The organism is Celerinatantimonas diazotrophica (genome assembly GCF_004339545.1).
GTDB classification, from domain to species: Bacteria; Pseudomonadota; Gammaproteobacteria; order Enterobacterales; family Celerinatantimonadaceae; genus Celerinatantimonas; species Celerinatantimonas diazotrophica.
The window spans coordinates 23972-39299 of the sequence record NZ_SMGD01000006.1 but is presented as its reverse complement, the minus strand read 5'-3'; the positions used below and the strand labels follow the sequence as shown (position 1 = coordinate 39299).

The window sequence follows — 15328 nt, the reverse complement described above, 5'->3', positions numbered from 1 at the left end:
TGAGCCTTAAACTATGAGTCAGCATACAGCTGACGGGGTTTAGCCAGCATTTAAAGACCTGCTCGCTCACAGCTTATGGGTCGTTCTTTTGCTGCGAACTTGACGTCGTGTATCACAGCAAATCATATTTCTTAGTAGATACAGCATTTTTCGCACCAACCTGATAAAAATAAATAAAAATCCTTTTATTTCATTATCTTAATAAGTTAAGAGAGGCATTCAAAAAGAACTTGTCACGTATCAAATCGACAGCCACAGGCTTGGCGTAACATGATCTATGGAGTGCTTGGCACTGGTTTTGCTATATCAGCGTTAGATTATTTTTTGTTTTTCGAGACGTTCCATGCATGAAATTACGCTTTGTCAACAAACCATCGAAACAGTTGAGCAATATGCTTGCGCCAATGGCGCCAGAGCCATTACCGATGTCTGGTTAAGAGTGGGTGCTTTTTCGTGTATTGAACCAGCCGCTATGAATTTTTGTTTTGAGCTGGTCTGTCGGGAAACGCTGGCTGAAGGCTGCAAACTGCATCTAGAGCTACAAGTCGCTCATTGTTTTTGTAACCACTGCCAAAAAGAAATCGAACTACTTTCGTCATTGGTGAAAGTCTGCCCTCATTGTGGCAGTCATGATCTGAATATCGATGCAGACAATGATGTCACCATCGAACGAATCGAAATCATTTAAATCGTTATTGATAAAAAGACGTAGCGGTCTTTAAGGATCTAATATGTGCAGTACTTGCGGTTGTAGTGAAGGCGGTGTCACCATGTCTGGCAGCGATCATCACGAACATGATCATGAACATGAACATGAACATCATCATTGCGATGTTCATGCCCAACATCACCATCATCACCCCGATGGCTCGCACCCAAAAGCCAATTATATCGAAGTCCACCATCACTATTATCACCATGGTGATGTTCACCACCATATTCATTATCATGTGGACACGCTGCCCTCAGAACAACCACCGCAAAACATGACCCAAGGGGTCAAACGCACCATCAATATCGAGCAGCAAGTGCTGGCTAAAAACAATCAGCAAGCGGCTCACAACCGTGAACATTTTGCCAGCCACCAACAGTGTGCGCTCAATTTTGTCTCGAGCCCCGGTTCTGGCAAAACCTCTTTACTAGTAGAAACGCTCAAAAGACTTTTACCTGAGCACTCTTGCTACGTGATTGAAGGCGATCAACAGACCCAAAACGATGCGCATCGGATTGAAGCCACTGGGGCACCAGCACTACAGATCAACACGGGAAAAGGGTGCCATCTCGATGCCCAAATGATCCACGACGCACTGCATCGTCTTGAACCCAGCGATCACAGCTATGTGTTTATCGAAAATGTTGGGAACTTGGTGTGCCCTGCTGATTTTGATTTAGGTGAAAAACACAAAGTTGTGTTGCTATCAGTGACCGAAGGTGAAGATAAACCACTAAAATATCCGCATATGTTTGCCGCATCATCATTGCTACTGATCAATAAAGCTGACCTATTAGAACATGTCGATTTCGATCTAAAACAATGTATGGAGTATGCTCATCAGGTCAATCCTGAATTAACCATTATCCCGATTAGCACCACTACCGGTGAAGGAATGGATGAGTGGATGAGCTGGTTGGAGGCCCAACAATGTGCATAGGGACACCGGCACAGCTCATCGCACTCGATAATACCCAGCCAGATATCGGCATCATTGCCGTAGGTGGTGCTCGACGCGAAGTCGATCTCTCACTCATTGGTGCCACCGATGAAAGTGGTCAATCTCGGCTCGGTCAATGGGTATTGGTGCATGTTGGTTTTGCCATGAGCGTATTGGATGAGCAACAAGCAAAAGAAACGCTTGCAACGCTTGAGGCAATGAGTGAGCTGGAAAGTGATGTCGGTGCCTTTTTAAATAATGGCGGGGGCAGCCATGCGCTGGATTGATGAATATCGCGATGCGGATATGGTTCAAAAAACACTCGCATTAATCAATGCAAGGATGGAAACACTCAGTCAGTACAATGCGCGTGCACCGCTGCGAATTATGGAAGTCTGTGGCGGACATACTCACGCTATTTTTCGCTTTGGTCTCGATAAACTGCTCCCCGAAAGTATCGATTTCATCCATGGACCGGGGTGTCCTGTCTGTGTTTTGCCGATGGGACGTATCGACAGCTGCATCGAAATAGCCCATCACAAAGAGGTGATTTTTTTAACCTTTGGAGATGCCATGCGAGTTCCTGGCAGCCATGGTTCGCTACTCGATGCCCGTCGTGAAGGCGCTGATGTACGGATGATCTATTCACCACTCGACGCACTTAAAATTGCACAAGAGAATCCATCACGGCCAGTGGTCTTCTTTGCATTGGGTTTTGAAACCACCATGCCTGCTACAGCCATGACCTTCATCAAAGCCAAGGCGCTGAAACTCTCCAATCTCTTTGGATTTTGTCAGCACATCACCATCATTCCCACACTCAAAGAACTACTCAGCGAACCCGATCAACAAATTGATGCGTTACTTGGACCGGGCCATGTATCGATGGTGATCGGCGCAGACGCATATCAGGGCTTATGTCAGCAGTATCACTGCCCATTCGTGGTCAGTGGCTTTGAACCCGTTGATATGCTCCAGAGCGTCTTGATGATTGTCGAACAGATAGTCCAAGATCGATGCGAAGTTGAGAATCAATATGCTCGAGTGGTGCTAAGTGAAGGCAACCGTCAAGCTCAAGCAGCGATTGCGAAAGTATTTACACTCAAAGCATCGAGCCAATGGCGCGGATTGGGTAGTATTGCTAAATCAGGAATGCGCTTTCGTGATGAATTTGCCCAATTTGATGCTGAAAAGCAATTTACCCCGCATCAGTATGAGGTCAGCGAACAGTGTGGCGCTCGCTGTGGCGATGTTCTCACCGGCAAATGTAAACCTCAACAGTGCCCGTTATTTGCCAAACAATGCTCACCCAAACAACCAGTTGGTGCACTAATGGTATCATCAGAAGGCGCATGTGCAGCCTGTTATCAATATGCTTTGGAGGATGAATGTCCAACGATGTAATTACCCTGGCGCACGGCAGTGGTGGTCAGGCAATGGGTCAATTAATTGAAAATCTGCTCGTTAAGCAATTTGATAATCCCTATTTACGCCGTGGCGAAGACCAGGCTCGAATCGCACTCTCATCAATGAATAGCGAATCAGGCACTTTAGCCATGACCACTGACAGTTTTGTGATTGATCCCCTGGAATTTCCCGGCGGTGATATCGGTAAATTAGCTATTTGTGGGACCGCGAATGATTTGGCCGTCGGCGGAGCACGCCCTCAGTATCTGACCTGCAGCCTCATTTTGGAAGAAGGGCTGGCTATTGCGCGTTTAGAAAAAATTATTCAAAGCATGGCGCATACGGCTCGACAAGCCAATATTCAAATTGTCACTGGCGATACGAAAGTAGTTGGCCGCGGCAATGCCGATAAACTATTTATCAACACCACCGGGATTGGCTTCATCGACCCACGAACGCACTGGGGCATGGAACAAATTACCGCAGGAGATGACATCATTGTCACTGGCACACTAGGCGACCATGGTGGCGCGATTTTAAATCAGCGCGAAAATTTAGGCCTAGGCGATGCCCTGCAAAGTGACTGTGCGGTCCTCTGGCCATTGGTTGAACCGCTCGTGCACATAGCTGGCGTTCATACCTTAAGAGATGCAACCCGCGGCGGCGTGAATGCTATTTTGCATGAATTTGCGAAAACCAGTGGTTTAGGTTTTGAAGTCAGCGAAGTACTCTTGCCCGTTAGTGACGCCGTTCGGGGAATGTGTGAGCTACTGGGGCTTGAGCCATTGAACCTTGCCAATGAAGGCAAATTAATTATTATCTGTAAAAATAGCGCGACCACGCAGGTTTTAACACAGCTGCACAACCACCCTCTGGGAGCCAACGCCACCGTTATTGGCCAAGTGCAGGAAAAACCAGGGGTTCGCCTCAAAGGTGCTTATGGTGTAACTCGCTCTTTAGAGCTGCCCTATTTTGAACCTCTTCCACGTATTTGTTGATCGAGTTTAGGTTATTGAACAACTCAAATCATTATAATACCTGACAAACAATATGGCTTTGTAGATGCAGCTGATTTCGCGGTGATGAAGTAGGCGACTCAATATCATCTGATCATCTGTTATCGAATCCATTGCCTTAAATATTGCGTGTCATCGGTTAGTTAAGGCACTTGTCCAATGCTCATTCATGTTTCAGCGAGAGAGTCATGTTCATAACGACCAACGATCATACACAATCGACATTTTGGCTGGATTTGACTCATCAGCTCCTTGAGCAATTTACGATTGAGGATTTCCTGGGATGCTTGCAGCAAAAGCTAGCCACACACCCAGCGCACGGCCAACCGACCTTACTCGTTTCTACTGCTGAGCAATTGAGTTGGCACATTTATGACCCTCAATACCGCAGCTTGGAACAGTCAGAGTTATTTGAAAATGGCCCGCTTCATCAAATTCAGACCACTCGACAACCGCTTGAGTTGAGCTACGACGAATTCGTTAAACGTTATCCGGCATTATTTCGCCAAGTCAACTACCCTGAATTTAACTACTATACCGCGCTCCCGTTGGTCGATAATAAGGGGCGTTATAATTTATGTGAAATCTTGAGTGAGAAGCCATTTAAAGACGCCCAAGTACTCACCCACTCACTATCAATTGCTCTGGCCCATCTACAATCACACGTTGAACTGCGCTATCAAGAACGCCAGTTGTGTCGACAGCGTGATGACTTTCACGTTTTAGTCAATGTGACCAACTCAGTGCTTGCTCAGCGAGAGCTAGATAAGGTCATTTTACAAATAGCTCGGGAAATCCACCGCTATTTTGCGCTCGATGCCATCACCATTACTTTGCCTGATAACAAGCCCAAACATAATATCAGCTACAGTACCTTCTTTTTTAATGACCAAGAAATATCACTATGTGAGCACCGGTCACTGAGCAAAAAAAGTCCGAGTCGCCAAGTTTTTGAACATGCCAAACGCTCCCTGCACTCGCTCAACAACGATGAGGACATGGCCCTATCCGAACAAAAATTATTCGAGCTATGGCCAGCACTGTCTCATCAATTAGGGTTATTACCCATTATTTATGCTGGTAAGGTGTGTGGCGTTTTAAAAGTGGCGCACGGCGAGCCAAATACCGATAGCTTTAGTCAGAACCGACTAGCACTACTGGAGCAAATTGCGGAACGAGTCGGCATCGCTATCGATAATGCCCTTGCGTATCAACAAATTAAATCGCTTAAAGAGCAGTTAGTACATGAGAACCACTATTTAAGTGAACAAATCGACCAGATTGATCATCAATTTGATCAGATTATTGGCCGCAGCTCGGCTATCAGCAATGTGATGAAGCAAATAGAGCTTGTCGCCAAAACTGATTGTAGTGTATTACTACTGGGAGAAACCGGCACCGGTAAAGAGCTATTTGCCAAAGCAATCCATCAACTAAGTCCACGCAATGAAAAACGCATGATCAAAATGAACTGTGCAGCGATGCCAGCAGGCTTGTTAGAGAGCGATCTCTTTGGTCATGAAAAAGGCGCATTTACTGGTGCCAGTACCAGCCGCGCCGGGCGTTTTGAGTTAGCACATCAAAGCAGTTTGTTTTTAGATGAAATAGGCGATATGCCACTTGAACTACAACCGAAACTGTTACGAGTACTCCAAGAGCAAGAGTTTGAAAGACTCGGCGGAAGTAAACTGATTCAAGTCAATGTACGGCTCATTGCCGCAACCAATCGAGACCTCAAACAGATGGTCGAAGATAAAAGTTTCCGTAGTGATTTATTCTATCGGCTGAATGTCTTTCCGGTCCGTTTACCTCCTCTTCGTGAACGCCTTGAAGACATTCCAACGCTCGTTAAGTTTTTTGCCTTTAAAGCGGCTCGTCGCCTCGGTCGAGAGATCAACAGTATTCCAGCCAAAGTGCTCCACCAGCTCCAACAGCATCCGTGGCCTGGCAATGTTCGCGAATTAGAAAATGTCGTCGAGCGCGCCGTCTTACTCTCACCAGGACGGGAACTCTGCTTGCCACCGGAGCTAAATATTCAAAGCGAATCGGACTTCGCCTCATTTTCCCATCAAGTCGCTCCGCCCCCTAAACCAGAGCATCATCAGTACGACCAGATTATTAGCGCTTTAAAAGCAACGAATGGGATTGTGGCAGGTCCGCGAGGAGCGGCGCAAAAACTGGGTATCAAGCGCACAACGCTGCTTTCGAGAATGAAACGGTTAGGTATTGATAAAAATGCCATTTTTAGTGATGGATCTTACTGATAATCTGACATAAATGCTTGTCGGTGATTTCAGGCCAAGGTCGATTCACTGCGATTAGAGAAAATTAGTGGCCTGACATAAAAAAAATGCTAGTCTCGCTTTCTCTGCATTAAGTTAAACATGTTATGAAACTCATTATTGTCGGCATTTTGCTGCTAGCTTCGGCCATTGTAATTGCGTCTACGCAGACGTATCAGCTTTATTATATCCGTGAACTGCACTCTCTTGGCAGCAACCTACTGTTTGTACCACTGGTATGTTTTGTAGTGATTATTTATGTGATCCACGATTTTGTACAAATCAGTAAAGGACCTAATTTGGTAGATAATCCGCATGCCAGACATAACGAAGATCATCTGCTGGCCGCTTGGAGCAACCAGCCAGCAACTGATAGCCATTACCATCAGCAAGGGATATGGCGTCAATATCTGCTTGGGTTATTGAGCTTTGATATTGGCTTTACGGTCTTAGGGCGCAAATGGCGAACTAGGCGCTGGCTAGAAAAAAAAGCCCGGAGCATCCCATCCCCTTATGCTTGCTGGGCAGCTCGCTGTTGGCTTACTCAAAAAAGTGAACCTAATTTTGCCAAAGCTCTCGAACAATTAAGTCTATCGGTAACACGCGAAGATCCAGCGGCTTATGGTTTGCTAGGCTTTATTTATAGCTGCCCTGACAGCCCATGCTATGACTGTGAAACCGCCATTCGTTATTTTATTCACGGAGCGAACAACCAAGACTGGTTTTCACGGCTCAATCTGGCGTATTGCTATGAACATGGGATTGGCATCAAAGAAGATAGTCAAAAAGCTCAACAATTCTACCAACAGGTTGCCGAACAAAATGGGCAAGTTGCTGCAGCGATGCGACTTTCATTAATACAACAGCAAGATCCAAATCAGTTAGAAAATGCTTATTACTGGGCTTATATTACGATGGTTGAATCTGAACGCAACGACATGGTTGTGGCATACCGTGCGGCATTGATGAACAAACTACTCCCTGAACAAGTCGTCAATCTTGAAGAACATGCTAAACCACTACTACGCTTACTGGCACTCAAACGCTCTAACCACATAGGAAGTACTAGCTGGCAAATATCGCAAAGCCTAAATCGCTAACGTGTAGTTCCTGTATTTGCCAGTGTTGACGATAGCTCCATTGGCAAATTGGATCTTGCCTTTGCTCGAACCATTGTCGCCCAGTGGATATCGGAAATAATGCCTGTCCAATCGCAAGTTCTTCAAACTCATTTAGCCTGCCAAGATGCCTCCAGTAATGTTTTCTCTTGGCATTTGACCTTACCCTTAAAACGATCCCCTTTCATGACTGGTCCTACCCCTTTGGGCGTCCCCGTCATTAAAATATCGTTGTCATCCAGCGTGGTGTAACTGCTAATCTCGGCTAGCATCGCCTGTGGCAAGTGGATCATCTGACGACAATGGCCCTGCTGAACTAGCGTCCCGTTAATCTCAAGCTCGAGACTTAACTCATTAATATCAACGCCATCCAGCGCCACAAAATGACTGAAAACAGCGGCCCCATCAAAAGCTTTTGCCCGTTCCCACGGAAGCGACTTACTTTTTAAACGATTTTGCAAACCACGCTTAGTTAGATCGAGGCCAAAGGCAACCGCAGCGAATTGACCGTCGCGAATCAAAAAACTTAACTCGGATTCATAATGCAGTGGTTCCTGATGAAAGCTCTGCAGTTGTTCAGAAATCGCTGAATTTGGTTTATTAAAAATAACCATTTGATCGGGAACTTCGTTGTTAAGTTCAGCGATATGTTCAGCATAGTTACGCCCAATACAGACGATTTTACCCGGAGTCACACGAGTTTGACCCATTAATACAGTATTCATACTTTCTCCATCATCTGATACTCGAAATCATTAGCTAATTCTCTATCTGCTCCTGCAACATTTAATAAAAGAGATAAGATTAATACTTACTTATTAATCTTATCTCTACTGTTCTCATAAAATAATTACAACAAACCACTCCCCGACTAAACTATCATTCGGGAGAGCACACTGAGCAAATCCACTCCGTCCCATAACCAATCAAATGCAAGCGCTTGACCTGGGGCAACGATCCTATCGATCATCACTTGGGGGGCGTTCACCAACTGCTCTTTCATGGATTCTCGAGAGCCGCCAACAATGACACAGGTTTGATAATTAATGGATTGCTTAAAAAATGCATCCATACTCTCAAATTGCTGCCAATAAACGGTACCACCTTGTCGAGGGGGCAGTTGTTCAAGGCTATTCAGCTGTCCCCAGCCAAGGTTCCCGAAATAGTCATAATCTTTGATTCGCCTCTCTAAACAAGCTTTTTGGAGCAATGCAAGCTGCGTGCTTCCTCGGCAAATGGATGACTCTATATACCCAGAGAGTTGGGCAAATGTTTTCTGACGCAATATGCTATCAGTACCAATCCAAACCAGTGCCCCGGGTGATGAACAAGATTGTTGCGCAAATTGACTAATGTCTTGAGCGAGCTGTTGCAATTGCAGCTGCACAGAATGCCCAGGCATCTGACGCAGACTCTGCTCATCAAAGACAGCTAATGACTGGCGATCAGCAAATGTGACTTCCAGCGCACCAGCGCTTATAGGATAATTTCGGACCTGCTGAATGGTTGCATCGCCTCCCCAGATCACTCGGCTCCGGCATTGCCGGCTCAAAGCGGCGGTTAATGCATCACTGTGCGGGTAGCGAACAAATCGGATCCGTTGCGCAATACAGTGCCAACGAGCTTGGCTCAATAGTCGATTGAGCGTTTCAAGAACTTGTTGCTGCTCGGGTAATTGTCGGGAAGATAAACGCACAATAGTTGGATTACCCTGTAATAACGAAGCAAAAGCCGAATGAAATGCCACCATCGGTACATTCGCAGGCACCAGATGGAAACTCAACCCGCGCGGAGCACGCAAATACTCTCGTTGGCGAATAGCCACCGCCTGTTCTAGCGCTCTGGCTCGCAAAAAAAAACCTAGCGCCCGGGCATTCGGCGCGTCGCTTAAATGACCTAAAGCATCGCTAAGCGCAGTAAAGAACTCCATCAGGACAGGGGCATAACAGGGTAATGGCTCAAGATTTAACGTTTGCACTTGAGCTTTTTGGGGCACTTCAACCTGGATGAGTTCAGACTCATCATCCGTTAACTGAAGGTATCGCTGCATCCTCTCACCTCTGCTTTTGGCTCCCGCCCTAACACTTTAAAATAGCGCCCTTTGCGACCGCATGGGCAATCATCATCGCCTAACCAAAGTCCCATATCTTCGGTCAAAATACTGTGCCCTGGATAGCTTTGAGCCAAAGCAGAGAAGACCTGAATTAATCCAGGCTTACCGATTGGACAGGGCGCTAAGTTCATCGGGTCACGAATGAGAATGTCTGAAAAAATAGGGCAATGCAGATGCCCTTGCTCGCAACTGACAAAGATGCTCCCGGTTTGTTCTGCCATCCCATAAAAGTTATGCACACACGAGGAGCCAATGGAAGCTTCACAGTGACGGTTAAATTGCTCAGAACTGACCGAAAGATGTTCGAGTTTTTTCCAGCCCCCACTGTGAAAAATAATGGCCTGTTCCAGCCCCAAACACACTCCTTGCTGCATCAACGGTTTAAGCAGATATTCCCAGAGCATGAAGGTAAAACCAAAAATCAGTACCGGTTGATTCTGATGCGCGGCAACGAATGCCTTGATCACGGGCCAATTGGGTTGCATCTGTTCATCTAACGCATAGCAATGTTCACGTCCCATAAAGGACAACCCTAATGCACCCGCCCCCCGCGCAGAGAAGCCGCTACGCTGAGCAATCAGATTACTCTGCTCAATCAACAGCATGGGTAACCGATCCCGACCAACCCAGCTTTGCATGATTTTCACCAGCGCCTTGCTCTGCAGTGCAGCCGTTGTTCTATCGAGGATAATCTGTGACTTAGAACCGCTGGTTCCTGATGAAGTAATCGTTTTAAACACTTCATCATCGGTGATACTCGACAACCGCACTTGTTTGAATAGTTGAACGGCAAGTGGCAAAATTTCGCTATAATCATTGGCAGCCACGCTAGCATGAGCGCTTTCCAACAGCGTGGCATAACTTTGGCAATGCTCGCGATGCCACTGACTTAATCCATTTAAGCGTGAGAGCAGAAGCTCAGCTTTATCAGATTGGTTCAGTCCATAAATTGGCGCATCCCACAAACTCTCCATCTGACTCATATCGATGCTCTTATGTGGCCTTTTCAATCATTGAAACCAGTCCGATATAGTCTAGTTTCCCGTTAATGTTGTGAGGTAAATCAGCAATCACCGCGACTTTAAATAACGATGGATGCAGTTGCAGCTCTTCACGAAGATACGATTCAACTTTGATCTTTTGCGCTGGAATTAACACTGAGATACGAAGTGCATTATCCCCCCCGCAACAGGTTGCAGGGATCCCTTGTGCTGCCAAAGCACTCTCTAACGAATCAAGCGCGGTACGCACACCAGCCAGCTTCACAATCCGTTTAAGCCGCCCAGTGACATAATAAAAGCCTTGCGAATCACGATACCCCAAATCGCCCGTTTTGAGAAACTCGGGGCGCTCCGGATGCGCCAAATCGCGAAGCTCTTCGGCGTAGCCGAGCATGACATTCGGCCCACGATAGATGAGCTCGCCCACTTTATTATCGCCCAGAGGTCGGCTCTGTTGATCATGAATCTCGAGCGTTCCACCAGGGATCGCAACACCGATGCTCTCCGAACGCGCCAATACTTGAGTCGCTGGCAAATAAGCGATCCTAGCTGTCGCCTCTGTCTGCCCATACATGATAAAAAATTCTTTGCCCTGCAAACTCGCCCAGTTAGCAAAGCGCTCTGCGAGGTTACTATCCATATGACCGCCAGCCTGTGTCAGTACTTCTAAGGCTGGCCACTCACTGCGACGGATACGGAGCTGTTCATAAATTTGGTAACTATAAGGCACACCGGCAAGCTGAGTAATATGCTGCTCACGCATCAGTTGCCAGAAATCTGTTCTTAAAGGATCTGGATCGGTTAAGACTGTCGCCCCTCCCACCCACAAATGGCTATTTAATAACGATAAACCGTATGAATAGGCGAGTGGCAGAACCGTTAAAACTCGAGACGAAGGTGTCATTTGCAAATATTGTGCAATAGAAGCTGCATTTGAGGAGATATTTTCAAGGCTGAGCTGCACCAATTTTGCGCCTCCCGTGGAACCGGAGGTTGTCAGCATCACCGCTAAATCATCATCAAATTGGTGACATTGTTGAGACAACTTTTGTCCCTGCAAACGCCCATTCAGATAACACCAATTAGGTTGATAGAGCTTTAAAATGGCCTGTTCAGTACGGCGATTTAATTTTGGATTAAAAAGAATGACTGGATGTTGACCCAATAATGCAGCCAGATAAACAATAACCGTTTCCGGACGATGGTAAGCCCGCAAGACAATAAGCTGACGTTCTTTTCCCCATTGGCGAACCAATAACTGTGCCTGTTTGAGTAACTGCTTATAACTTAAGGATGTTCCATCGTGCCAAAGGGCTTCACCTTGGTGACACGTTATCTTTTCCACTAAGTTCAAAGTTGCGTTCCTCCATCAACTTTTATGACTTCTCCGGTAATATAACTGGCCATGGCACTGGCTAAAAATAGTGCACACTGCGCGACTTCCTGTGCACTTCCTGCTCGTTTAAGAGAAATTTGCTGAATATGTTCAAGGCGTTGCGAATCAGTCAAATCAGCGACTAACGGTGTCTCAATAAAACCCGGCGCAATGGCATTCACGCGAATCTGATCACCCGCTAACTCTTTAGCCAATGATCGACTCATCCCAATTAATGCTGCCTTGCTCGCAGCATACACGCTTTGTCCGGCGTAGCCGTTGAGCGCCATCCCCGAAGACATATTGACGATACTGCCACCACCAGCTCGACGCATCATTCGGGCTGCATACTGGCAACAATAAAAAGGCCCAAAACTATTTGTGGCAAAACTCTCTGAAAGAGCATTTTTAGACGCCATCGCCAACAGCGAATCAATGCGCACACCCGCATTATTAATTAATATATCAAGCGATTTAGTCTGAGCAAATACATTGCGAAACCCTTCTTTTACAGCCTGAGCATCCCCTACATCAAAGGCATGCACAAATACAGACACGCCATAACGCTGGCGCAATTTCTCAGCCAAAGAGTCCAGCACTTCACGATTTCGGCCATTAAGATATAATGTGGCTTGATGCTCAGCAAACAACTCCGCTATCGCCCGGCCAATACCACTACTAGCACCGGTGATAAACGCCTGTTTACCCTGCAAAAGCGCATTCATTACACCGTTACTCCATAGTTCGCAAGAATTTCCCGAGCTTTAGCAACCGAGCTCATTTCGATAATGTCATCGGTATCGAGCATCACATCGTAACTGTCTTCAATGGCCGCAATTAGTTGCATATGCGCCACAGAATCCCACTGCACAATCGACTGATATTGCAGTGAATCATGAATCAGGCTGACATCGACAGCCAAAGCTTTCGCAAAAACTTCATTTAAAGGTATTAATTCAGACATGACGAAAAAATCTCATTAAATTCTGCCGCGCGCGGATATAAGATGGCGCGGTTAAGGTTAAGGTAACCCAATAATTTTCATTGGTTTGGGGTTGATAGCCTAACATCTGGTTTAGTTTTATCGCACTATTATTATCTCTTTTCACTTGGGTCTGTATCTGACCTATCTTAAATTGTTCAAATGCTACATCCAACTGACATAGCGCCACGGCTGCGGCCAACAAACCATGACGAACAGAGCTTTGCCCCAGATACAAACCACTGTCAGCGGTGTGCTGAGCACTCAGAGGAGCCTGCGCAAACCCTTTTAAATTAGCATAGCCGGTGCGGACATTGTTGACATAGGCACACCAGTGACATTGCGATTCATCATTGCTAATTCGCTCATACCATTGACGTTGCTGGGAAGGTGATATGAGCGTCTGGCTGAGCATATTCAAACGCACTTCGTCACTGTTACGCCAGCGCCGCAAAGCAGGTAAGTCAGCAGGCGAAACTGGTTTTAAACTCACGCCATAGCGCGTGATAGAGGGGGTTAACATATTCTAAATCGTTTCCTAAATTGCAACTCTCGCACGGTTCTTTTGTTCAACGCTGGTACTGAGCTCAAGAATATCTTACCCTTGAACATCTTCCTCTTTTAACAAGGAATTGGCATGGCGATCGCAATCATTCCTGCGCGCGGTGGCAGTAAACGGATCCCGCGTAAAAACTTAAAACAATTTTGTGGCAAACCAATGATAAGTTATGCCATTGAGGCCGCCAAACAAAGTCAATGTTTTGAGCATATCGTGGTCTCGACTGACGATCCAGAAATAGCTGAAGTAGCCAGACAATATGGCGCTAGTGTTCCATTTCTGCGAGATGCATCACTTTCTGATGATTACGTCGGCACCACCCCAGTGATGCTGGATACTATCCAACGCCTCGAAAAAGAGTGTCAGATTAGTGATAAGGTGTACTGCTGCATTTATGCAACCTCCCCCCTACTTGATAGCGATGCTCTCTCCCGCGCCCTGGCACTTCTAAAGCAAAGTGGTGCCGCTTATGTGTTTTCTGCCGCCGAATATCCATATCCTATTCAGCGCGCCTTAAAACGCGACCAGCAGGGATTTATAACGCCTTTCCATCTAGAGCATATCGGCAAACGCAGCCAAGATCTTGAGAGTGCCTATCAAGATGCCGGACAATTTTATTGGGGGATCCGCGAAGCTTGGCTATCTGGCGAAAGTGTCTTTGAAGGACGTGGCCAAGCATTGATACTACCGCGCTACAAAGTCGTCGATATCGATACCCCTGAAGATTGGAAGATGGCTGAGTTGCTGTTTCGCGCATTACACTTTGAGAAATAGCGCCCATGAAGATTCTGTTTCGTCTGGATGCAACAACAGCGATTGGAACAGGCCATCTGATGCGAGCCTTAACTTTGGCGCAGGCTTTTGTCAGCGAAGGACAGAAATTACAACGGGCAGTGACCTGTTGTTTTTACACTCAAACACTCCCCGCTGCCTTAAATGAACTGGTTTTAGCGCACGGGTTTAGCACACTGCATACCGATAAACTACACGCCGATATTGCCCCCATAGAAGCCGCTCAACCCGATTTAGTGATTGTCGATCACTATGCCTTAGATGCTCGTTGGGAAAGCAAACTATACGGCCGGTTTCCACTGCTCGTACTCGATGATCTAGCAGACCGCACACACCAAGCAAACTGGCTACTCGATCAGGGCCCACTGCGCCATAAAAGTGATTACCAGCCATGGCTCAATAGCGATTGCCAGCTACTCTTAGGTGGTCGCTATGCGTTAATCCGTCCAGAATTTCGCGCGGTTAAAAAAAATCAAGATCCAGCAGTGTTACAACACGGTTTTATCTGCTTTGGGGGGGCTGATCCTGTTCATGCCACACTCAAGCTGCTAACTGGCTTAAACAAAGTTGAAAAAGCCCGAACAATCCATTGGCGAATTGTTGCTGGTGCAGCGAATCCCGACTGGCTGCAATTACAGACGTTATGTCAAACATGTTCCTTAGCCGTTGAGCTGATTCACCATGACCCCAATATTAGTCAACAACTGGACTGGGCCGATTTTGCCATCGGCGCGGCTGGTGGCATGACGTGGGAGAGATGCTGTGTCGGGCTGCCGACACTGGCGGTGCCGATTGTTGATAATCAAAGCTTCAATGCTCAGGTCATCGACCATTTTCAACTGGCTCGATTACTCGATTTTACCCAACTTGATAATACTTTAGTGCTCAACAACGTCTTAGCAGAGCTAGGGCAAAAAGCTAACGTTTATCGACACAACTCACAACGGCTCATAGATGGCTATGGTGCCAACCGAGTTGCGAAACAATTAATCAGCGCTTTGTTTTAGCTAAATTTCTGCCACACTTAACCA

At 46.5% G+C, this 15328-nt stretch carries 16 protein-coding genes; 9 read left to right on the top strand and 7 right to left on the bottom strand.

Annotated elements, in window-relative coordinates:
- The first annotated feature begins 343 nt into the window (after window positions 1-343).
- From hypA to EV690_RS02665, 7 genes are all read left to right on the top strand, one after another.
- Window positions 344-688 carry a hydrogenase maturation nickel metallochaperone HypA gene (gene hypA / locus EV690_RS02695; RefSeq protein WP_131911406.1) on the top strand — a complete coding sequence of 115 codons (345 nt, stop codon included), beginning with the start codon at window positions 344-346 and terminating at the stop codon, window positions 686-688.
- 43 nt (window positions 689-731) lie between these two features.
- Window positions 732-1652 carry a hydrogenase nickel incorporation protein HypB gene (gene hypB / locus EV690_RS02690; protein ID WP_131911405.1) on the top strand — a complete coding sequence of 307 codons (921 nt, stop codon included), beginning with the start codon at window positions 732-734 and terminating at the stop codon, window positions 1650-1652.
- The gene (hypC, locus tag EV690_RS02685; protein ID WP_131911404.1) at window positions 1643-1939 is read left to right on the top strand and encodes a HypC/HybG/HupF family hydrogenase formation chaperone; all 297 of its coding nucleotides are present in this window, start codon (window positions 1643-1645) and stop codon (window positions 1937-1939) included. Before hypB ends, hypC begins: the two co-directional genes overlap by 10 nt.
- Window positions 1926-3056, top strand: coding sequence for a hydrogenase formation protein HypD (gene hypD, locus EV690_RS02680; protein ID WP_131911403.1), 1131 nt, complete (start codon window positions 1926-1928; stop codon window positions 3054-3056). Before hypC ends, hypD begins: the two co-directional genes overlap by 14 nt.
- Window positions 3041-4057: a hydrogenase expression/formation protein HypE gene (hypE, locus tag EV690_RS02675; RefSeq protein ID WP_131911402.1), complete on the top strand. Its 1017-nt coding sequence runs from the start codon at window positions 3041-3043 to the stop codon at window positions 4055-4057. The genes hypD and hypE overlap by 16 nt, the downstream gene beginning before the upstream one ends.
- Window positions 4058-4263: 206 nt before the next feature.
- On the top strand, window positions 4264-6339 hold the full coding sequence (locus tag EV690_RS02670; protein ID WP_131911401.1) for a sigma 54-interacting transcriptional regulator: 2076 nt from the start codon (window positions 4264-4266) through the stop codon (window positions 6337-6339).
- A gap of 125 nt (window positions 6340-6464) precedes the next feature.
- Entirely contained in the window at window positions 6465-7457 is a 993-nt protein-coding gene (locus tag EV690_RS02665; protein ID WP_131911400.1) for a tetratricopeptide repeat protein, read from the top strand.
- 128 nt (window positions 7458-7585) lie between these two features.
- On the opposite strand, the gene EV690_RS02660 is transcribed toward EV690_RS02665, so the two are convergent.
- The 7 genes from EV690_RS02660 to EV690_RS02630 all read right to left on the bottom strand — a co-directional run bounded on the left by EV690_RS02660 (window position 7586) and on the right by EV690_RS02630 (window position 13469).
- Entirely contained in the window at window positions 7586-8200 is a 615-nt protein-coding gene (locus tag EV690_RS02660) for a fumarylacetoacetate hydrolase family protein (protein ID WP_131911399.1), read from the bottom strand.
- Window positions 8201-8346: 146 nt separating this feature from the next.
- On the bottom strand, window positions 8347-9525 hold the full coding sequence (locus EV690_RS02655; protein WP_131911398.1) for an acyl-CoA reductase: 1179 nt from the start codon (window positions 9523-9525) through the stop codon (window positions 8347-8349).
- Window positions 9504-10562 carry a LuxE/PaaK family acyltransferase gene (locus EV690_RS02650; protein WP_131911422.1) on the bottom strand — a complete coding sequence of 353 codons (1059 nt, stop codon included), beginning with the start codon at window positions 10560-10562 and terminating at the stop codon, window positions 9504-9506. The genes EV690_RS02655 and EV690_RS02650 overlap by 22 nt, the downstream gene beginning before the upstream one ends.
- 19 nt (window positions 10563-10581) lie before the next feature.
- Window positions 10582-11934, bottom strand: a complete 1353-nt coding sequence (locus EV690_RS02645) for an AMP-binding protein (RefSeq protein ID WP_224055032.1) — start codon at window positions 11932-11934, stop codon at window positions 10582-10584.
- Window positions 11935-11939: 5 nt separating this feature from the next.
- On the bottom strand, window positions 11940-12689 hold the full coding sequence (locus EV690_RS02640) for an SDR family NAD(P)-dependent oxidoreductase (RefSeq protein WP_131911396.1): 750 nt from the start codon (window positions 12687-12689) through the stop codon (window positions 11940-11942).
- Window positions 12689-12928: an acyl carrier protein gene (locus tag EV690_RS02635; RefSeq protein WP_131911395.1), complete on the bottom strand. Its 240-nt coding sequence runs from the start codon at window positions 12926-12928 to the stop codon at window positions 12689-12691. The genes EV690_RS02640 and EV690_RS02635 overlap by 1 nt, the downstream gene beginning before the upstream one ends.
- The gene (locus EV690_RS02630; RefSeq protein ID WP_131911394.1) at window positions 12921-13469 is read right to left on the bottom strand and encodes a GNAT family N-acetyltransferase; all 549 of its coding nucleotides are present in this window, start codon (window positions 13467-13469) and stop codon (window positions 12921-12923) included. Before EV690_RS02630 ends, EV690_RS02635 begins: the two co-directional genes overlap by 8 nt.
- 114 nt (window positions 13470-13583) lie before the next feature.
- Here EV690_RS02630 and pseF point away from each other — a divergent pair, with 114 nt between their 5' ends.
- Both pseF and pseG read left to right on the top strand, forming a co-directional pair.
- Window positions 13584-14279, top strand: a complete 696-nt coding sequence (pseF, locus tag EV690_RS02625; protein ID WP_131911393.1) for a pseudaminic acid cytidylyltransferase — start codon at window positions 13584-13586, stop codon at window positions 14277-14279.
- 5 nt (window positions 14280-14284) lie between these two features.
- Entirely contained in the window at window positions 14285-15304 is a 1020-nt protein-coding gene (pseG, locus tag EV690_RS02620; protein WP_131911392.1) for a UDP-2,4-diacetamido-2,4,6-trideoxy-beta-L-altropyranose hydrolase, read from the top strand.
- Window positions 15305-15328: the final 24 nt, after the last annotated feature.